At 64.1% G+C, this 17119-nt stretch carries 17 protein-coding genes and 1 riboswitch; of the genes, 3 read left to right on the top strand and 14 right to left on the bottom strand.

Annotated elements, in window-relative coordinates; translation table 11 throughout:
- Nucleotides 1-68: 68 nt before the first annotated feature.
- A complete protein-coding gene (locus C4Q27_RS21985) occupies nucleotides 69-1355 on the bottom strand; it encodes a HAMP domain-containing sensor histidine kinase (RefSeq protein ID WP_064492434.1) in 1287 nt (428 codons plus the stop codon).
- Complete coding sequence (locus tag C4Q27_RS21990; protein ID WP_014591607.1) at nucleotides 1352-2092, bottom strand: response regulator; 741 nt, start codon at nucleotides 2090-2092, stop codon at nucleotides 1352-1354. Before C4Q27_RS21990 ends, C4Q27_RS21985 begins: the two co-directional genes overlap by 4 nt.
- A gap of 220 nt (nucleotides 2093-2312) precedes the next feature.
- Here C4Q27_RS21990 and C4Q27_RS21995 point away from each other — a divergent pair, with 220 nt between their 5' ends.
- Both C4Q27_RS21995 and C4Q27_RS22000 read left to right on the top strand, forming a co-directional pair.
- Nucleotides 2313-2588, top strand: a complete 276-nt coding sequence (locus tag C4Q27_RS21995; RefSeq protein ID WP_064492435.1) for a DUF2790 domain-containing protein — start codon at nucleotides 2313-2315, stop codon at nucleotides 2586-2588.
- Between the two features lie 10 nt (nucleotides 2589-2598).
- A complete protein-coding gene (locus tag C4Q27_RS22000; protein WP_064492436.1) occupies nucleotides 2599-3114 on the top strand; it encodes a thioredoxin family protein in 516 nt (171 codons plus the stop codon).
- Nucleotides 3115-3227: 113 nt separating this feature from the next.
- Here the strand turns inward: C4Q27_RS22000 and C4Q27_RS22005 are convergent, their stop codons facing one another.
- The 6 genes from C4Q27_RS22005 to C4Q27_RS22030 all read right to left on the bottom strand — a co-directional run bounded on the left by C4Q27_RS22005 (nucleotide 3228) and on the right by C4Q27_RS22030 (nucleotide 9270).
- Nucleotides 3228-4076, bottom strand: a complete 849-nt coding sequence (locus C4Q27_RS22005; RefSeq protein WP_010953360.1) for a shikimate dehydrogenase — start codon at nucleotides 4074-4076, stop codon at nucleotides 3228-3230.
- Nucleotides 4073-4522, bottom strand: coding sequence for a type II 3-dehydroquinate dehydratase (gene aroQ / locus C4Q27_RS22010; RefSeq protein ID WP_014591603.1), 450 nt, complete (start codon nucleotides 4520-4522; stop codon nucleotides 4073-4075). Before aroQ ends, C4Q27_RS22005 begins: the two co-directional genes overlap by 4 nt.
- A gap of 183 nt (nucleotides 4523-4705) precedes the next feature.
- Nucleotides 4706-6043, bottom strand: a complete 1338-nt coding sequence (locus C4Q27_RS22015) for an MFS transporter (RefSeq protein WP_064492437.1) — start codon at nucleotides 6041-6043, stop codon at nucleotides 4706-4708.
- A gap of 180 nt (nucleotides 6044-6223) precedes the next feature.
- Complete coding sequence (locus C4Q27_RS22020) at nucleotides 6224-7000, bottom strand: ParA family protein (RefSeq protein WP_104887368.1); 777 nt, start codon at nucleotides 6998-7000, stop codon at nucleotides 6224-6226.
- Between the two features lie 159 nt (nucleotides 7001-7159).
- The gene (locus C4Q27_RS22025) at nucleotides 7160-8731 is read right to left on the bottom strand and encodes a sensor domain-containing diguanylate cyclase (RefSeq protein WP_064492439.1); all 1572 of its coding nucleotides are present in this window, start codon (nucleotides 8729-8731) and stop codon (nucleotides 7160-7162) included.
- A 59-nt stretch (nucleotides 8732-8790) separates the two neighbouring features.
- Nucleotides 8791-9270, bottom strand: a complete 480-nt coding sequence (locus tag C4Q27_RS22030; protein WP_064492440.1) for a hypothetical protein — start codon at nucleotides 9268-9270, stop codon at nucleotides 8791-8793.
- Nucleotides 9271-9403: 133 nt separating this feature from the next.
- Between C4Q27_RS22030 and C4Q27_RS22035 the strand changes: the two genes are divergently transcribed.
- Nucleotides 9404-9901: a GNAT family N-acetyltransferase gene (locus tag C4Q27_RS22035; protein ID WP_104887369.1), complete on the top strand. Its 498-nt coding sequence runs from the start codon at nucleotides 9404-9406 to the stop codon at nucleotides 9899-9901.
- Nucleotides 9902-10057: 156 nt separating this feature from the next.
- Here the strand turns inward: C4Q27_RS22035 and C4Q27_RS22040 are convergent, their stop codons facing one another.
- The 6 genes from C4Q27_RS22040 to C4Q27_RS22065 all read right to left on the bottom strand — a co-directional run bounded on the left by C4Q27_RS22040 (nucleotide 10058) and on the right by C4Q27_RS22065 (nucleotide 17060).
- The gene (locus C4Q27_RS22040; RefSeq protein ID WP_104887370.1) at nucleotides 10058-10492 is read right to left on the bottom strand and encodes a pseudoazurin; all 435 of its coding nucleotides are present in this window, start codon (nucleotides 10490-10492) and stop codon (nucleotides 10058-10060) included.
- A gap of 17 nt (nucleotides 10493-10509) precedes the next feature.
- The gene (locus tag C4Q27_RS22045; RefSeq protein ID WP_104887371.1) at nucleotides 10510-11298 is read right to left on the bottom strand and encodes an ABC transporter ATP-binding protein; all 789 of its coding nucleotides are present in this window, start codon (nucleotides 11296-11298) and stop codon (nucleotides 10510-10512) included.
- Nucleotides 11295-12311, bottom strand: coding sequence for an iron ABC transporter permease (locus C4Q27_RS22050; RefSeq protein ID WP_019437465.1), 1017 nt, complete (start codon nucleotides 12309-12311; stop codon nucleotides 11295-11297). The genes C4Q27_RS22045 and C4Q27_RS22050 overlap by 4 nt, the downstream gene beginning before the upstream one ends.
- Entirely contained in the window at nucleotides 12311-13321 is a 1011-nt protein-coding gene (locus tag C4Q27_RS22055; RefSeq protein ID WP_104887372.1) for an ABC transporter substrate-binding protein, read from the bottom strand. The genes C4Q27_RS22050 and C4Q27_RS22055 overlap by 1 nt, the downstream gene beginning before the upstream one ends.
- 110 nt (nucleotides 13322-13431) lie before the next feature.
- A riboswitch (cobalamin riboswitch) is annotated at nucleotides 13432-13630 on the bottom strand.
- Nucleotides 13631-13658: 28 nt separating this feature from the next.
- Nucleotides 13659-14825: a DUF1624 domain-containing protein gene (locus C4Q27_RS22060; RefSeq protein WP_064492445.1), complete on the bottom strand. Its 1167-nt coding sequence runs from the start codon at nucleotides 14823-14825 to the stop codon at nucleotides 13659-13661.
- Between the two features lie 108 nt (nucleotides 14826-14933).
- Nucleotides 14934-17060, bottom strand: coding sequence for a TonB-dependent siderophore receptor (locus tag C4Q27_RS22065; RefSeq protein ID WP_064492464.1), 2127 nt, complete (start codon nucleotides 17058-17060; stop codon nucleotides 14934-14936).
- Nucleotides 17061-17119 lie beyond the last annotated feature (59 nt).

Here is a 17119-nt window from a genome sequence, read left to right on the forward strand (position 1 = left end):
AGGCGACCTCGCGTTTTACAGGAACGGCCCGATCGAGACACAAGGCCGTTCCTGCCAACGATCGCACTTCAGGTGAGTTCGATCTGCGCGCACAATCCGCCCTGTTCGCGGTTGCTCAGGGTCAGCCGGCCCCCCATGGCCTGGATCAGCTGGTGGGCAATGGCCAATCCCAAGCCGGTGCCACCCGTGCTGCGATTGCGTGAACCTTCCACCCGGTAGAACGGCTTGAGCACTTCATCCAGCTCGTCACCGGGTATCCCTGGCCCGTTGTCGAGCACGCGGATGATGGTGGTACTGCCCTCGCGTGACACTTGCAGCTCGGCAGCACCTGCAAACTTCAGGGCGTTGTCGACCAGGTTCACCAGTACCCGGCGCAGCGCATGCGGGCGGGTTTCCAGCAGAGTCCCGCTGCTGCCGTGGCGTTCAACCTGGGCGCCGCTGTCCTGGTAGTCGAATACCAGGCTGTCGAGAAAGGCATCAAGGTTGACCCGGCAGGTCGCTTCGGTGCTGCTGTCCATGCTGCGGGCGTAAGCCACGCCTTCGCGCACCAGGTGTTCCATTTCATCCAGGTCGCTCCCGAACTTGTCCCTTTCGACCCCCTCATCCATCACTTCGACCCGCAACTTCATGCGAGTGATCGGTGTTTGCAGGTCGTGGGAAATGGCTGCCAGCAACTGCATGCGTTCCTTGAGGTGGGCAGCAATGCGCGCCTGCAGGGCGTTGAAGGCCACGGCAGCGTAACGCACCTCGCGTGGGCCGCTTTCATCCAGTTGCACGCCGGGCTGGTCCGGGTCGAGGTTGTCCACTGCCTGGGCCAGACGGGTTAGCGGGCCGATGGCCAGGCGTACCGCCAGCCAGGTACACAGCAACAGCACAGCCAGCTGAATCAGCAGCACCACGGGCAACCAACGGGCTACCGGGACCGGTGCGGGTGTCACGTCGATGGTCAGTGGCGCGCCGTCGGCCAGGTTCAGGTGCGCCTGGAAGTGCGCATTGGGCCCCGGGATTTCCAGGAAGGTCAGGCGGTAGTCGCTGCCAATGGCCTTGACGATCGACGCGGCGGCCATCGGTGGGTCACTGCTCGGCATCGCTTCGCCTGCCAGGCCCTGGTCGAGGCGATAGCGGTAGGTGCGCCGTTCCAGGCGTGGCAGCCAGGCGGCACGCTCGGCTGCGGGCAGGCGGTCAAGGATGGCAACCGAGGTCGCCACGTCCTGTTCGAGGTTGCTGAGCATCATCGAACGGCTGCTGATATATCGCTCGTAGGCCTGCAGGCCGAACGACAGACCATAAGCCAACACCAGGCCGGTGAAGAAGATCAGCGCCAGACGCGAGGCCAGGGTGCGCGGCCATTTCATGAGGGGGTCTCGAGCAATTGCACCGGCAGCGAAAACACGTAGCCCTCGCTGCGCACGGTCTTGATGCAGCTGGGCTCGCGGGCATCGTCACCCAGGCGCTGGCGCAGGCGGCTGACCAGCAAGTCGATGGAGCGGTCGAAGATGTCGGCTTCGCGGCCCTGGGTCAGGTTAAGCAGCTGTTCGCGGCTGAGCACCCGCTGCGGGTGGTCGAGGAACACCCGCAGCAGGCGGTATTCGGCGCCGCTCAGGGCCACCAGGGTTCCTTCGCTGTCGAGCAGGTGGCGCGCGGTGGTGTCCAGGCGCCATTGACCGAAACCCAGCAGGCGGCTGCTTTCACTGATGGTCAGGTTGGGGGGCAGCATGCGTGTGCGGCGCAGCACGGCGTTGATGCGGGCGAGCAGTTCGCGGGCCGAGAACGGTTTGGTCAGGTAATCGTCGGCGCCCATTTCCAGGCCGATGATGCGGTCGGTTTCGTCATTGCGGGCGGTCAGCATCAGCACCGGCGTATTGCGGTGCTTGCCGGCGCGCAGCTCGCGGCACAACAGCAGGCCGTCGTCGCCAGGCATCATGATGTCGAGCACGATCAGGTCGACGCTGTTGGCTTCGAGAAAGGCGCGCATCTGCCGGCCGTCGGCAACGATGCTGGTGCGCAGGCCGTTCTTCTTCAGGTAATTGCCGACCAGTTCGCGGATCTCGCGGTCGTCGTCGACGATCAGGATGTGATCGACGTGTTCCATGCGCTGGGTTCCTGTGCAAAGTGGGTTGGGCGCAGTGTACCGAGCGCGTTCGCCCTTGCCTGCGGGAGTTTGTATTGCAGTGTATCTGGCACGGGTAGGGATACAGCAGGAGGCACATCACAACGTTGGGCGACACATGCGGGATACCTGGCTGACGTGAAATGGCTCTCGACCGGGGAGCAACACTCCCCACCCCTAAGTGTTACCCAGGAGAGAAGCCATGAACGTCAAGACTATCGCCAGCGCCAGCCTGTTCGCCGTGCTCAGCTTCGGCGCCATCGCTGCCCAGGCCGCCACTGCCCCGATGCAGGATGGTGGGGTCATGCAGTACCGCTACGATGAGCCTCTGGATGTGAAGAGAGTGCTGTCGGTGCAGGATGATCAGCGCAATGCCTGTGGCCTGGTGAATACCCGAATGGACTACCTTGACTCCCATGGCCAGCGGCAAAGCGTGCAGTACCTCACCTATGCCACGGACGGTTGCCATGAAAACTGATCGGCGCCGGATGCTCAAGGCAGGTGGTTTTGCGCTGGCGCTGACGGGGCTTGGATTGGCGGGGCACCTGAAGGCACGCGACAGCTACGGCGCCATGCCATCGCTGGCGGGCGCCAGCCAGTGGTTGAATTCGCCGCCCCTGGATGCCCCGGGGCTCAAGGGCAAGGTGGTGCTGGTGGACTTCTGGACCTGGGACTGCATCAACTGCCGGCGCAGCCTGCCGCATGTGAATGATTGGGCGCGGCGCTATGCCGATCAAGGGCTGGTGGTGGTGGGGGTGCACACGCCCGAGTTCGACTACGAGCATGATGTGGCGACTTTGCAGGACAAGGTAGCCCGGTTGGGTATCGGGTATCCGGTGGCGGTAGATAATGACTACAAGGTGTGGAATGCCTGGGGCAACCAGTTCTGGCCGGCGCATTACTTTGTCGACCGCAAGGGGCAGGTACGCCATGTGCACTTTGGCGAGGGGGATTATGGTGGGCAGGAACAGGTGATACAGGCTTTGCTGGATGAAAAAGGGTGATTCTCCTGTACCGGCCTCTTCGCGGGCATGCCCCACAGGGAGAGTGCAATCAGTAACGTTTGCGCAGTACCTGTGGGAGCGGGCGTGCCCGCGAAGAAGCCAACACTTTTCTATCAGGTGAAACTGGCAAAGTGCGCCTGCATCCGCGCCGCATCCGCCTGCCGCCCGCTGAACAGCTCGAATGCCTTCACCGCCTGGAACACCGCCATGTTGCTGCCATCCAGCGTGCGGCAGCCCAGTGCCCGGGCCGCGCGCAGCAGTTCGGTCTCCAGCGGGAAGTAGATGATCTCTGCCACCCACAGGCGGGGATGCAGCAACTCCACCGGCAGTGGCGTGCCCGGTAGCTTGGCCATGCCCACCGGCGTGGTGTTGACCAGCCCGTCCGCTTCGGCCAAGGCTGTGGCCAGGTCGGTGCCAAGCACGGCGCGCTCCGCGCCGAAATGGGTGTTCAGGTTGTCCACCAACGCCTGCGCACGGGTCGCATCCACTTCGAACAGCACCAGCCGTTCTACCCCTTCACCCAGCAGGGCATGGGCCACGGCCGAGCCAGCGCCACCGGCACCCATCTGCACCACCTGGCGCCGTGCAACGTCGGGCAGGCCACGGCGCAAGCCTTCGGCAAAGCCCAGGCAATCGGTGTTGTGGCCGACGCGCTTGCCGTCCTTGAGCACCACGGTGTTTACCGCGCCGATACCACGGGCCTCGTCGGACAGCTCGTCGAGCAACGGCAGGATTGCCTGCTTGAACGGGTAGGTAATGTTCAGCCCGGTGAAACCGGTATGTTGCGCGGCTTCGAGCAGGCCAGGCAGGGCGCTGTCGTCCAGTTGCAGCTGGTCGGCGTCGATCAGCCGGTACAGGTAGCGCAGGGCCTGGGCGTCGCCTTCGTGTTCGTGCAGGGCCGGGGTACGTGACAGTTGGATGCCGCGGCCGATCAGGCCGGCAAGGATGGCTTGCTGGCTCATGCCGCACGCTCCTGCAACAGCTCGGCGAAGTGGCTCAGCGCCATGCGGTAGCCGTGGCTGCCCAGGCCGCAAATGACACCGACGGCGATGGACGATACGAACGACAAGTGACGGAACGGCTCGCGTTTGTGCACGTTGGACAGGTGCACCTCGATTACCGGCAGTTCGCTGGCCACCAGGGCATCGCGGATGGCGACCGAGGTGTGCGTCCAGGCGCCAGGGTTGATCACGATGCCCGCGCAGCGGCCACGGGCGGCGTGGATCCAGTCGATCAGTTCGCCTTCGTGGTTGGTCTGGCGGAATTCGATTTCCAGGCCGTGGGCCTGGGCAGTATCGGCGCATCCCTGAGCCAGGTCAGCGAGGGTTTCGTGGCCGTACTGGGCAGGCTCGCGGGTGCCCAGCATGTTCAGGTTGGGGCCGTTGAGCACGAGAATAAGGGGCTTCATGACGGGCATCGCTTTGTTGTTGTTGAATGCCCGTAGTTTTGTACTGACTGGTTAGTTCCGTCAATTGGACAAGGTCGTCGCACCGGGAAAGTGGGCGATTATCGAACTTCTTCAAGGGGATTGGCGTGAAAGGCAGCAGGAAGACATTTGTGAATGTGGGGCTGCAAGGCAGCCCCAGAACGCTTAAACGGTCCTTCGGGCTCCAGCCCGCACACCGTCCACGCCTACGTCCTCATGTAAAGAAATCCGCGACGTTTCCGGCAACGCCAACCCGCCCACCAACGCCACCAGCGCAATCACCACCAGGTAGAACGCCGGTGCCAGGCTGCTGCCGGTCTGTCCGATGAGCCAGGTTGCCACCAGCGGTGCTGTGCCGCCAAACAGCGTGTAGGCCACGTTGTAGGTAATCGCCGAAGCGGTGTAGCGGGTACGGGTAGGGAAGCTTTCCGACAGCAATGCTGCGGTAACCACGCCGCTGCACAACGCCCCCACCGCGAGCAGGATCACCCCCAGCAGCGCACCCGACATCGAGCCAGAGCTGGCCAGCCAGTACGCCGGGAACACGCAAAGCATCACCCACAGGCAGGTAAAACCGATGGTCTTGCGCCGCCCCACCCGGTCCGAAAATGCCCCGGCCAGCGGGCAGCCCACGGCAGCGAACAGCAGGGCCACGGTGGTCACCAGCAGTGACTGCGCACGGGTCAGGTTGCCGACCAGTTGCAGGTAGGTGGCGAAGTAGGTGGTGAACATGTAGAACGACAACGCGGTCAGCGAAATGAACGCCCCCAGGTTGCGAATGACCCGGCCATGGTGGCGCAGGGTTTCCTTCAGCGGTGAATGCTCGTGCTCCTTGCCCTGGGCGACGGCTTCGCGGAACGCCGGGGTTTCTTCCATGCGCCAGCGCAGGTACAGGCCGACCAGTCCCAGCGGTGCGGCAATCAGGAACGGAATGCGCCAACCCCAGGCATTCATCGCCTCGGTCGACAGGCTGGCTTCCAGGCCATAAGCGATCACTGCCGCACAGGCAAAGGCGGAAAAGGTCGACACAGGCACGAAGCTGCCATAAAAGGCACGCTTGTCGTCAGGCGCGTGCTCCATCAGGTAGGCGCAGGCCCCGGCATATTCGCCGCCGGCAGAAAAACCCTGCAGGCAGCGGGCCAGGGTCAGCAGCGCCGGGGCTGCCAGGCCGATACTGGCGTAGGTCGGCAGCAGGCCGATCAACGTGGTGGAGCCGGCCATCAGCAAGATGGTCAGCGACAGGATGCGCTTGCGTCCCAGGCGGTCGCCCAAGGCGCCGAAGACGATGCCGCCCAAAGGGCGCAGCGCAAAGGCCACGGCGAATACCGCGAAGGTTTTGAGCAAGGCCACGCTGGCGTCTTCGCTGGCGAAGAACTGGCTGGCGATCAGCGTGGCGAGAAAGCCGTACACGGCGAAGTCGAACCATTCGACGAAATTGCCGATGGCCGAAGCGGCAATTACCCTGCGCAGGGTGGCGGGGGATACCTCATGATGTGCGGACATGCGGGTGCTCTCCGGTTTCCTTTGGCAGCCATGTTGAAAGTGGCGCAGTCGGGCCGCGCCATCGTTATTGTGCTTGCCAGTAGATAGCCGAGCGCTGCAAGGCGCTTTGTCGAGGGCGACCTCGGTATACCTGATTCGACCGGTGCAGCAGGTTACAGCCGGAGTGCCCCCAATGGCCTGTCAGGCCGCACGCTCAAGCACATCCAGCAAATCGATGAACTCCAGGGCAAGTTTATGCCGCGGCGCCAAATGCACCAATGGCACCGAGGCATGGTGCGATTCACGCATCTTGATCGAACTGCTCAGGTACACCGGCAGCACCGGCATGCCTTCGTTGCGCAGCTGCTCAACCAGGGTCTGGTGCAGCGCGGTGCGGCCGGCGAACTGATTGACCACCACACCTTCCACCTGCAGCGCGGGGTTGTGGTCCTGGCGCAGTTCTTCGACCTCGGCCATGACACTGTGCAGGGCCTGGCGCGAGAAACTGTCGCAGTCGAACGGAATCAACAGACGCTCGGCCGCCACCAGCGCGCTGAAGGTGTAGAAATTCAGCGCGGGTGGGGTGTCGATGTAGATCCGCTCATAGTCCTCGTCCAGTGCCACCAGCAACTTGCGCAGCTTGTTGATCTTGAACTTGCTCTCCAGCTTGCTTTGCAGGTCGCTGAGGTCTGGGCTGGCGGTGACCAGGTGCAGGTTGTTGTAGCGGGTTTCGGTGATTGCCACGCGGTGCTTCTTGCCGGCGGCGGTAACTGGCGACAAGGTCTGGCGGAAGAAGTCGGCGATGCCGGGTGGAATGGTGTCGTTGACCAGCCCGGTGAGGTAGAAGGTGGCATTGGCCTGCGGGTCGAGGTCGACCAGCAAGGTTCGGTAGCCCTCGGCGGCGCTGGCAGCGGCGAGGTTGCAGGCGATGCTGGATTTGCCGACGCCACCTTTCTGATTGAAAACCACACGACGCATGAGACGCTCATCCATGAAGTAAAAATGTCAGGTCGGGGTCAATCCTATGACTGAAACGCTGCAGTTTTATGACAGGAATTGTTACAAGCCACCGAATCATCGTAGCCTGTACCGGCATTTTCACGGGCAAGCCCGCCCAATGGGGACAACACAAGACGTTCAGGCAAAAGCGACCCGGTTGCGCCCCTCTTGCTTGGCCCGGTAAAGCGCCCGGTCAGCCTCGCCCAGTGCGTTCATGGGCTCACCGTGAGTCTCGCCATCCCAGTGCGTCACTCCCAGCGAAATCGTCACGGCGCCCACCGATTCCACTGGCATCTCCTGTACGGTCACACGCAACCGTTCGGCCACCGCGGCCGCCACGTTCAGGGTGGCCCCAGGCAGCAAAATCAGGAACTCCTCGCCACCGGTGCGACACAACAGGTCGCCCTCGCGGCAACAACGGCGCATGAGCTCCGCCAGCTGGCGCAGCACCTGGTCGCCCACGTCGTGTCCATGGCTGTCATTTATCCGCTTGAAGTGGTCGATATCCAGCGCAATGGCTGCAAACTCCCGGTTTTCAGCCTCCAGTAACGACAGGCTGATTTCCAGGCTGCGGCGGTTGCCCAGGCCGGTCAGCGGATCGGTCTGGGCGTCCCGATTGAGCCGGCCGATACGCTCTTGCAGCAAGTTCAGGCTGAACAGCAACGCGCGCTTGAGCTCGGCCGCCTCGAAGTACCAGGCCCGCACCTGATGCAAATGCTCGGCGGTACCGGCGCGGTCCATCGTGCGGGCACCGGCGGCGAGTTTCCACAGCGGGCGGGCGATGGTACGGGCCAGCCACCACAGCAGCAGGCTGCCAACCAGCGCCAAGGGCGCCGAACTGGCGATCACGTTCAGCACCAGGTGGTGCAACGGCGCCACCGTCTGCACCAAGGGCTGCTGCGCTACCACGCCCCAGCCGGCGCTGGGCACAGTGGCGAAGCCAGCGAGCATTTCCACGCCCAGGCTATTGGTCAGCTGCCGGGTACCACTGTCCAGTTTCGCCATCTGGTCGATCAGCGCATTGCCCTCCACCACCGTGCCTACCCGCTCGCTATGGGGGTGGTACAGCAGGCGTCGGTTGCGGTCGACCACATACAGGTACGAACCGTCCTTGTAGAAATGCTCGCCCAGCAGGCTGTTGAGGATGTTGCGTTCACGCAGGTACAGGCTGCCACCGACATACCCCAGGTAGCGGCCGTTGCGATCGAAAATGGGTTGCGACAGCGCGACCACCAGGTTGTCGGCCGCCGACAGGTAGGGCGTGGAAACCAGTGGACGGCGTTCGTGCAGGGCTTCGAGGGCGCCGGGTGACTGCACGTGGGTGCCGACCAGGTGGCGTAGCGGGGCGGGGGATACTGCCAGCAGTACACCGTTGGCATCGATCACGAAGGTGGAGTTGAAGGCCATGCTCTGGCCCAGTACGCGGTCGCTTTCCACCTGCAGCGCAGCGGCATCGCTCAACTGCCGGCTTTGTACGCTGGCGCTGAACATCAGTTGCTGCAAGGCATTGCCTATGAAGGTTTCGGTGATGCTGGCCAGCTTTGTCGCATACACCCGGTTGGCTTCCAGGGCATTGTCGATCAATAGCTGGCGCTGCACCCGGTAGCTGGCGAAATAGCTGGCGCACAGCATGACCACTGCGGTGAGGGCGCAGAGCACCAGAATGAGTGTACGTAGATCCAGGCGCAATCCATGCTTGGTGTGTGTCAATCCTGACCTCGGGTGATCGTAAAGGGCGGCTGAACGGAAGTTACCTTGGCCAGCAGCGCTCAAGAGCCTGCATTGTCCAGCGCCTCAAGTTCGTCTTCCACCCGTTGCATGCGCTGCTCGACCAAGGCCTGCACGTTCACATCGCGGGCGGTTTCGCGCATCAGGGCGGTGAGTTTTTCGCTCAAGCGTTTGCCGGCTTCGGTGTCTTCCAGGGCGCGAGCTTTGGCTGGGTCCTGGGTGGCGGCGACGATGGTGGCGAATTCGGCGTCGCTGAAGTTCTTTTCGCTGTACAGGCGGAACAGGTCCCGGCGCTGGTCCTCGACGGTGAGGTGCTTGCGCAGTACGTCCTGGATGGTCGCTTGCGACAACTGCGGATGACTGCGGCCCAGCAGCGCGGACATGCGCTCGATGTTGTGCGTGTAGGCGTCCTGCAGCGGCAGCTGGCTGAGGATCTGATCTTCACGGGAGGGTTTCTGGTCGCAGGCGGTGAGTGCAGCAGCCAGCAACAGGGGTAACAGCAACTTCGGGAGGCGAGGCATGGTGTGGCCTGGTCGGGCAGTGAAGACTGCTGATTATACCGATGTCCGCCTTGCCGCGACGAGCCCCGTGATTTGCCTTGAGCGGCACGCTGCGGTAGAACCCTACGCTCCCAACCACACTGGCAACAGCCCGATGCCGAACTGGACCCTGCAACCTGTGGCGCGTGACGCCATTGCCGAAGTGCTGGCGTTTGTCGACAGCGCTCGCCGCGCGCTTTTTCCGATGCTCGCCAACGCACCCTTGCCGCGTGACCTGGGGCATTTCGCCGACACTTACCTGGACGGCGCCGGCTGCTTTCTGGAAGCCCGTGAGGGTGGGCGGCTGGTTGCGGTGATCGGTTACTTGCCCTATGACCATCGCTTTGCCCAGCTTGATTACCGCGCAGAGCGGGTAGTCGAGGTGGTGCGGCTGTTCGTGTTGCCGGCCTACCGCAGGCATGGCCTGGCGGCTGCCTTGTTTGGTGCCTTGCGCGAACGGGCGATGCAAGCGGGCTTGGACTGCCTTTACTTGCATACTCATCCGTTTCTGCCGGGTGCCATTGCGTTCTGGGAGCGGCAAGGCTTCACGGTGGTGGATGTGGAGCAGGACCCGGTGTGGCAGACCACGCACATGCAGTTGCGATTACGCTGACCTGTGGGAACGTGCCTATTGGTGATGAAGATCGCGCCCTGGGTCACTGGGTCGAACGCACTGCGGTTGAGGAGGTTCCAGTTGCCATCCTCGGTAAAGCCCATGCTTCGCAACGGGGCGGAGCCGGCCAGGGTGTGAGCGGCCCGAATAGCCGCCTCACTGCCCGGCCTCGAGCTTTTGCAACTGTGCGGCAAAGCGGGCTTTGGCCCGCGCCGGCAAGCTGGCCGGCAATTCGTCTGCAGGCGCGTCACCGACCTGGATCACCATGACCATGCCCATGGCCATGTGTGGAATGCACTGGATACCGTAAACGCCCGGCACGCTGAAGGTGTGCTCGAACGGCTGGTTCAGCTTGCTCTTGAACGGTTCGGCACCGGTGGGTAGCAGGCCCGCCACGCTGGCGGCATTATGCCCGCTGTGGCTCGGCAGGAAGCGCACGCTGTCGCCGGGGGCAATGTGCAAGTGGTCAGGCTCGTAGACCATGGCGCCGTCGCTGCCACGGTTGAGCATTTTCACTTCATGCACTTCGGCCAGTGCGGTCGGGGCTAGCAGGGTGCTGGCGAGCAGCAGGGCGACAGGGCGCAACAGCATGGGCAGGGCTACCAGGTTCAGGGGGCGCGAAAGCGCAGGATGCGCACGCCGTCGAAAGGGTCGGTGAGGTAGTGGGCGTGGACGCCGAAGGTGCTTAGCAGGCGCTCTGGGGTAAGCACTTCGAAGGGGGTGCCGAGGGCGACGAGACGGCCCTTGTCGAGAACCGCGACACGGTCGCAGGTCAGCGCCTGGTTGAGGTCATGCAGCGCCACCAGGGTGGTAACCGGCAGCGCCTGCACTTGTTGCAGCAGGCTCAGCTGATGCTGGATGTCCAGGTGGTTGGTCGGTTCGTCCAGCAGCAGCACCTGCGGCCGTTGGGCCAGCGCGCGGGCGATGTGCACACGCTGGCGCTCGCCACCGGACAGCGACCCCCACAGGCGCGTGCGCAGGTGCAGGGCGTCGAGGTCGGCCAGGGCTTGCTCGACGATGGCGCAGTCTTGCCGGGAGAACGGTGCCAGGGCCGAGAGCCACGGCGTGCGGCCCAAGGCAACCGCGTCGAACACGCTGATCGCATCGAGTGTGTCGGCCTGTTGCTCGACCAGCGCCAGCGCCTGGGCAACACGGCGGCGGGGCATCTGTGCCAGTGGCTCACCCAGGAGCTGCACGCTGCCGCAGGCGGGTTTGCGCAGCCCTGCCAGCAACTTCAACAGCGAGGACTTACCCGAGCCGTTGGGGCCGACGATGCCCAGGGTTTCACCGGCGACAACGCGAAGGTCGATATCGCTGAGCACGGTATTTCCGGCCAGTTGCAGCCCCAGCCCATGGCAGGCCAGCGGAGGGATGCGAACAGCTGCCATGGCGGTCATGGGCGCCCCCGACGGCTGACCAGAATCAGCGCGAATACGGGGGCACCGATCAGCGCCGTAACCACGCCCACCGGGATCACCTGGCCGGTGATCAGCGTGCGCGAAAGAATGTCTGCCGCAATCAGGAACAGCGCACCGCCCAGTGCGCTGGCGGGCAACAGACGGCTGTGCCCGGGGCCGAGCAGAAGGCGCAGGGCATGGGGGATAACCAGCCCGACAAAACCGATGGCGCCGACAATGGACACCATCACAGCCGTCACCAACGCTGCGCAACTGATCAGCAGCAACTGGGTGCGCCGCACCGGGATGCCCAGCGAGGCGGCCGAATCGGCACCGAAGGTGAAGGCATCCAGCGCACGGCGATGCCACAGGCACACCAGCAAGCCGAAAACCGCCACCGGTACGGCCAGCCACACCGAAGGCCAGCGCACGCCGCTCAGGTTGCCCAGCAGCCAGAACAGGATGCCGCGCGCCTGTTCGGCGGTGGCCGACTTGGTGATCAGGAAGGCGGTCAGTGCATTGAACAGCTGCGAGCCGGCGATACCGGCAAGGATGACTTGTGCATTGTTGCTGCTCGGGCCGGCCGCGCGGGCCAGCACCAGCACCAGGGCGAATGCGGCCCCGGCACCGATGAAAGCCCCTGCGGACATGCTTAATGCCAGGCTACCCAGGCCCAACAGGCCGACGAGTACCGCGCCGGTCGAGGCGCCGGCAGACAGCCCCAGCAGGTAGGGCTCGGCCAGTGGGTTGCGCAACATCGCCTGCAGGATGACACCGCAGGTGGCCAGCCCGGCGCCACAAGCGGCCGCGACCAGGGTGCGGGTCAGGCGGTAGTTCCAGACGATGCCGGCGTCGATCGGGTCCACCGGGTAGGCGGCTTGCCACAGGTGGTTGGCCAGCACCTGACCGACCACGCTGGGCGACAGGTTGGTTTCGCCGATGGCGGTCCCGGCCAGCAGGGCGGCCAACAGGGCGGCCAGGGCAACCGCGATGCAGGGTAACAGGCGGATCATCACGGGGCTGCTTTACCGCTGGCGAAGGCCGTGGACAGCGTCTGCACGCCGCGGAACAGGCGGATGCCGGCCTGCATGGCGTCGGCGTCGAGGATAATGATGCGGTCGTGCTTTACCGCGTCCATGTTGCGGGTTACCGGGTCACTGCGCAGGAATTCGAGCTTTTTCTGGTAGTCGTCGGCGGGGAAACGGCGGCGGTCCATGCGCGCGATGATCAGCCAGGTCGGATTGGCCTTGGCCAGGGTTTCCCAGCCTACGCTTGGCCATTCTTCGCTGGACTCGACCACGTTGCGCACACCGAGGGTGCGCAGCATGAAGTCGGCGACACCCTGGCGGCCGGCCACATAGGGGTCGATGTCCAGGTCGGCGCTGGAGAACCAGAACAGCGCCGAAGTTGCCGACAGGTCCTTGCCGGCCAGTTGTGCCCTGGCGCTGTCGAGGCGCCCTTGCAACTCGGCGTTCAGTGCCGCGCCGCGGTCCTGAACGTCGAAGATCTCGGCCAGTTCGCTGACGCTCTTGTAGATGCTGTCTACCTGGAACGCTTGCAGGCGGGTGCCGTCTGCACCGACCAGGTTGTCCTTGCCCTCGCAGTCCGATGGCAGCACGTAGGTGGGGATCTTCAGCTCATCGAACTGCTCGCGGGTGGCGACCACGCCCTGGGCACCGACCATCCATTCAAACTGCGCCGCGACCAGCTGCGGGCGCTTGCCGACCACCGCCTCGAAGCTGGGGTCGTTGTCGGCCAGGCGCGGCACCTTGGCGTTCACCGCCTGGTATTCCGGCAATACGTTGTTGAACCACAGCGAGGTGCCCGCCAGCTTGTCACCCAGCCGCAGGGCATAGAGCAGCTCGGTACCGGCCTGGCCGATGGTGACGGCGCGCTGCGGCGCCTGGGCAAAAACCTGCGGCTTGCCGCAGTTGTCGACCGTCAGCGGGTAGTGGGTGGCAGCGGCCTGGGCCAGGCCAGTGAGGCTTAGGCCCGCGAGCAGGGTGGCGAAACGGGGCAGCATGCTGGGCGATCTCCTATCGGACAGTTCTGGTGAGGAACGCACGGACAGGCATCGCCGAGCCCCAGCGGGTGGCTGGGGCAACACGGATGGCCAATCCCGGACACCCCGCCGGTTGGTGAATGTAGGCCGGCAGGTCTCCTGACTGGTGCGTCACGGCCCGGCTCCGGCCTTCCCGGGCGGTAGGCCCAGTGGCATCGATGGAGCAGGCTCGGCACCTACAGTTGCGGGGGCAGTTCCGATTGGCCTGTACTGGCAGGCTTGGGATTCCCTTTTAGTTCCGTGGTGGAAACCGGCGGCCCGCATGGTAGACCATCGCGCCGCCAGGTGAAAACGCTTTTCAGAAGTACTTCAGCCAACGGATGTCGCGGCGACGCTGCTTCAGGCGGGCGAACCCGCGCACCGGCAGGTACAGCGCAACCGCCAGCAGCACCGCGCCCAGCCACACCGCTGCAATACCGTCGAAACCGAAGTAGTCGCCATGGTTGAGCCCGAACAGCGCCACGCAGGCCAGGTACAGCAGCTTCAGCACATACAGGTGCAGCAGATAGAAGAACATCGGTGCCGCACCGAACACCGCCAGGGCAGTGATCCAGCGCGCCTGGCCGGCCCGTTCGAACGCGCGCAACAACAACAGGCCGCAGCCCAGGGTCAGGGTCAGGAACAGCAGCGACGGTGGGTATTTGGTGATGTTGAAGAAGCTCATCAGGGTTTGCATGAAGGTTGGGTAACCGCTCCACGGTGCCTCACCGTAACCGTTGAACATGCGCAGCAGGACAAAGCCAAGCAGCGCGAGCAAACCCGCCACCAGCAGGTGTTGCTGGCGTTGGCCGGCATCGCTGCCGCGGGCGAACCAGGGGCCAAGGCCGTAGCCCAGGGCGATGACGCCGATCCACGGCAGCACCGGGTAAGACGTGCGCAGGTGCAGGTTTTCGGAAAACGCCAGCCAGCCGCGATCATGCAGGATTGCCCACGGCACATGCAGGGCTGAATCCACGCCAAAGTGCAGGCCGTCGAGCAGGTTGTGGCCGGCGACGATGCTGGCGCCCAGGGCGAGCAGTGCGGCGCGCGGCAGCCACACCAGCAGCGACAGGGCGATCATGCTGACGCCGATGGCCCAGATCACTTGCAGGTAGATCACGCTGGGGGGCAACTGGAAGGTCCAGGCGAAGTTGACCAGGGTGAACTCCAGCACCACCAGGAACAGCCCCCGTTTGAACAGGAACGCCGAGACGTCGCCACGGCCCTGATGCTTCTCGCCATACAGCCAGGCCGACAGGCCGGTCAGCAGGACGAACACAGGCGCACACAGGTGGGCGAGGGTGCGGCTGAAGAAAAGCGCCGGTTCCGTGGTGTCGATGGCCATGGGGTCGCCGACCTGGCGGTGCAGGAGGAAAGTCTCGCGGACATGGTCCAGGAGCATGAACAGGATCACCAGGCCGCGCAGGGCATCGATGCTCTGCAGGCGCTGGGTGATCAGAGTGGGCGTGGCGATGGCGCTTGTCATGGGTGGACGCTAATAGTAATGAATTTCATATAGAACGTTATCTTATAACCAGCAGATGAAGGGTTGGTAGCGGTTTTTGTGCATCGGTGCTGTGAAGGGGTATTCAGGTCAGAAGCTGTAATCCACCGTCGCGAAGTACGACCGCGGCATCCCCATCAACCACTGCTGGCCGCTGAACGCCGACTGCACATACTCGCGATCGAACAGGTTGTTCAACTGCAACCCCAACTTCACATCCGGCAACACCTGCCAGGCGATGTTGGCATCGACCACGGTGTACCCGGGGGCGCTCTGGGTATTGGCGGTATCGGCATAGCGCTCATCCACATAGCGCGCCCCAATGCCGGCCTCCACCTGCTGGCCGAAGCCTTTGCTCAACCAAAGGTTGGCGGTACGCCGTGGCACGTTGGCCGGCCGGTTGCCTGCCCGGTCCTGCGGCATGCCGCCGACCATTTCGTCGAAGTCGTCGTACTTGGCGCGTACCAGCGATGCGTTGGCCGATACCTGCCACTGATGGGCCAGGGCCAGCTCCAGCGTCGCTTCCAGGCCATCGGAGGTCTGCTGCCCGGCTTGTTGCTTCTCGTGCGTGATCGGGTCGTCCACCAGCAGCTTTTTCTTGACGATGTGGTAGGCGGCAAGCGTCCATTCGCCACGTCCCTGCCAAAAGCGCTGCTTGAGGCCTGCCTCGGTCTGCTTCGCCTCGGTCAGGTCATAGTTCATCTGCGCGGGGCTGAGGCTGATGAGGTTGTTGACCCCGTCCTCGCTGGTCGAGTACTGGCCGTACAACGACAGGTCGTCGTTGAGTGCGTACACCAGCCCGACGCGCCAGTTGCCCCCTTGCAGGCTGCGATCGCTGCGGCTGTCGTTGGTCAGGTTGTCGCGGTCGATGTGGTTCTGGTCGCGACGCACACCGGTAACCAAAGACAGGCGGTCGCTCAATTGCAGGCGGTTTTCGGCAAACAGGGCAAAGGTATGGGTGGTCGAGAGCGTTTGCGGCCGCAACGGCGAGGCGCTGTGAAACCAGCCTGGCTGTGGCTGCCACGGGTCGATGTAGTCGCCGCCCACATCGTTGTAGGGTGAATTGCTGTCGACGTTGAATCGCACCTTGTTGTACTCGGCACCGAGTACGGTCTTGCTGGCCAGGCCGAACAGGCTGTGGTCGAAGGTGAAGGTCTGGCGGTCACCGAACTGTTCCTGGTTGTGCTTGATCTCCAGGTAGCTGCCGCGCAGCAGCTGCTCACGCCCGGTGTCCCAGCTGTAGTCCTCGGCGTTGCGCCAGTGGCGGCGGCTTTTGATGTAGTACAGCTGGTTGCTGGCGCTGAGCTGGTCGTTCAGCGCCCAGTCGGTCGTGAGCCGGGTCCATTCATCAACGTACTGCTGCACGTCGTTCTGCACGTTGTAGTTCTTCTTGCGCAGGCTGCTGCGGTAGTGGCCGTCGATCAGCGGGGTACCGTAGTAGTTGGCAGGTTGTGCATCGCCGCGGTCATGGGCCAGCGTGAAGCTGAGGTCATCACTGGCATCGAAACGCAGCGCGGCGCTCAGGGCCAGGCTACGTGAAGTGGTGCGGTCGACCCAGCCATTGCCGGCCTGTTGGTTCAGCGTCAGGCGGTAGCTCAGGCGCTCGCTGAGGCTGCCGCCGCTGTCCAGGCCGAGCTGCTGTCGGTCCCACGAGCCGTAACCCAGGCGCAGGTGGTTGCGCACCTCGCCGGCAAAAGGTTTTTTCGGGATCACGTTGATCACTGCGCCGGTGGCGCCTTCGCCATGCAGTACCGAGGCCGGGCCGCGAATCACTTCGATGCGTTCGACCATCCACGGGTCGACCGGGAAGGTCTGGGTGCCGGCACCGGTGTACAGGCGCGCGCCGTCGAACAGGGTCATCACCGAGCTGTGGCCGGCAAAGCCGCGGGCAGACAGGCCAGTACCGCCGTCCCCCGGGGAGCCGACGAAGGTGATGCCCGGCGAGCGGGTCACTGCATCCTGCACCGTGATGTTGTTGCGCTGCTGAATCTGCCGTTCGCTGATGCTGCTGGTGCTGGCCGGTGTTTCCAGGGCGCTGAGGCCAAGGCGCGAGCCGGCCTGGGTCGGCGTGGCCAGGTCGATGGCGCGGCTGTCCTGGGTGTCGGTGATGGCCGTGGAAGGCAGGGCCAGAGGTTGCGGGTCGCGGTCATCAGCCAGCGCCGGCAGGGCGACGGCCAGGCAGGCCGCCAGGGGGTGAAGCTTGAACATACGGGACATGTCGTTCCACTGCTGCAGGAATGAATGGATCCCGGTGGAAAACACGCAAAGGCGAACCA

It is taken from the genome of Pseudomonas sp. SWI36 (assembly GCF_002948105.1).
Classification (GTDB): Bacteria; Pseudomonadota; Gammaproteobacteria; order Pseudomonadales; family Pseudomonadaceae; genus Aquipseudomonas; species Aquipseudomonas alloputida.

What these genes read in the sequence shown, in the direction of transcription:
- C4Q27_RS21985 (WP_064492434.1), bottom strand. Translation starts at nt 1,355, where the DNA reads ATGAAATGGCCGCGCACCCTGGCCTCGCGTCTGGCGCTGATCTTCTTC.
- C4Q27_RS21990 (WP_014591607.1), bottom strand. Translation starts at nt 2,092, where the DNA reads ATGGAACACGTCGATCACATCCTGATCGTCGACGACGACCGCGAGATC.
- C4Q27_RS21995 (WP_064492435.1), top strand. Translation starts at nt 2,313, where the DNA reads ATGAACGTCAAGACTATCGCCAGCGCCAGCCTGTTCGCCGTGCTCAGC.
- C4Q27_RS22000 (WP_064492436.1), top strand. Translation starts at nt 2,599, where the DNA reads ATGCTCAAGGCAGGTGGTTTTGCGCTGGCGCTGACGGGGCTTGGATTG.
- C4Q27_RS22005 (WP_010953360.1), bottom strand. Translation starts at nt 4,076, where the DNA reads ATGAGCCAGCAAGCCATCCTTGCCGGCCTGATCGGCCGCGGCATCCAA.
- aroQ (WP_014591603.1), bottom strand. Translation starts at nt 4,522, where the DNA reads ATGAAGCCCCTTATTCTCGTGCTCAACGGCCCCAACCTGAACATGCTG.
- C4Q27_RS22015 (WP_064492437.1), bottom strand. Translation starts at nt 6,043, where the DNA reads ATGTCCGCACATCATGAGGTATCCCCCGCCACCCTGCGCAGGGTAATT.
- C4Q27_RS22020 (WP_104887368.1), bottom strand. Translation starts at nt 7,000, where the DNA reads ATGCGTCGTGTGGTTTTCAATCAGAAAGGTGGCGTCGGCAAATCCAGC.
- C4Q27_RS22030 (WP_064492440.1), bottom strand. Translation starts at nt 9,270, where the DNA reads ATGCCTCGCCTCCCGAAGTTGCTGTTACCCCTGTTGCTGGCTGCTGCA.
- C4Q27_RS22035 (WP_104887369.1), top strand. Translation starts at nt 9,404, where the DNA reads ATGCCGAACTGGACCCTGCAACCTGTGGCGCGTGACGCCATTGCCGAA.
- C4Q27_RS22040 (WP_104887370.1), bottom strand. Translation starts at nt 10,492, where the DNA reads ATGCTGTTGCGCCCTGTCGCCCTGCTGCTCGCCAGCACCCTGCTAGCC.
- C4Q27_RS22045 (WP_104887371.1), bottom strand. Translation starts at nt 11,298, where the DNA reads ATGACCGCCATGGCAGCTGTTCGCATCCCTCCGCTGGCCTGCCATGGG.
- C4Q27_RS22050 (WP_019437465.1), bottom strand. Translation starts at nt 12,311, where the DNA reads ATGATCCGCCTGTTACCCTGCATCGCGGTTGCCCTGGCCGCCCTGTTG.
- C4Q27_RS22055 (WP_104887372.1), bottom strand. Translation starts at nt 13,321, where the DNA reads ATGCTGCCCCGTTTCGCCACCCTGCTCGCGGGCCTAAGCCTCACTGGC.
- C4Q27_RS22060 (WP_064492445.1), bottom strand. Translation starts at nt 14,825, where the DNA reads ATGACAAGCGCCATCGCCACGCCCACTCTGATCACCCAGCGCCTGCAG.
- C4Q27_RS22065 (WP_064492464.1), bottom strand. Translation starts at nt 17,060, where the DNA reads ATGTCCCGTATGTTCAAGCTTCACCCCCTGGCGGCCTGCCTGGCCGTC.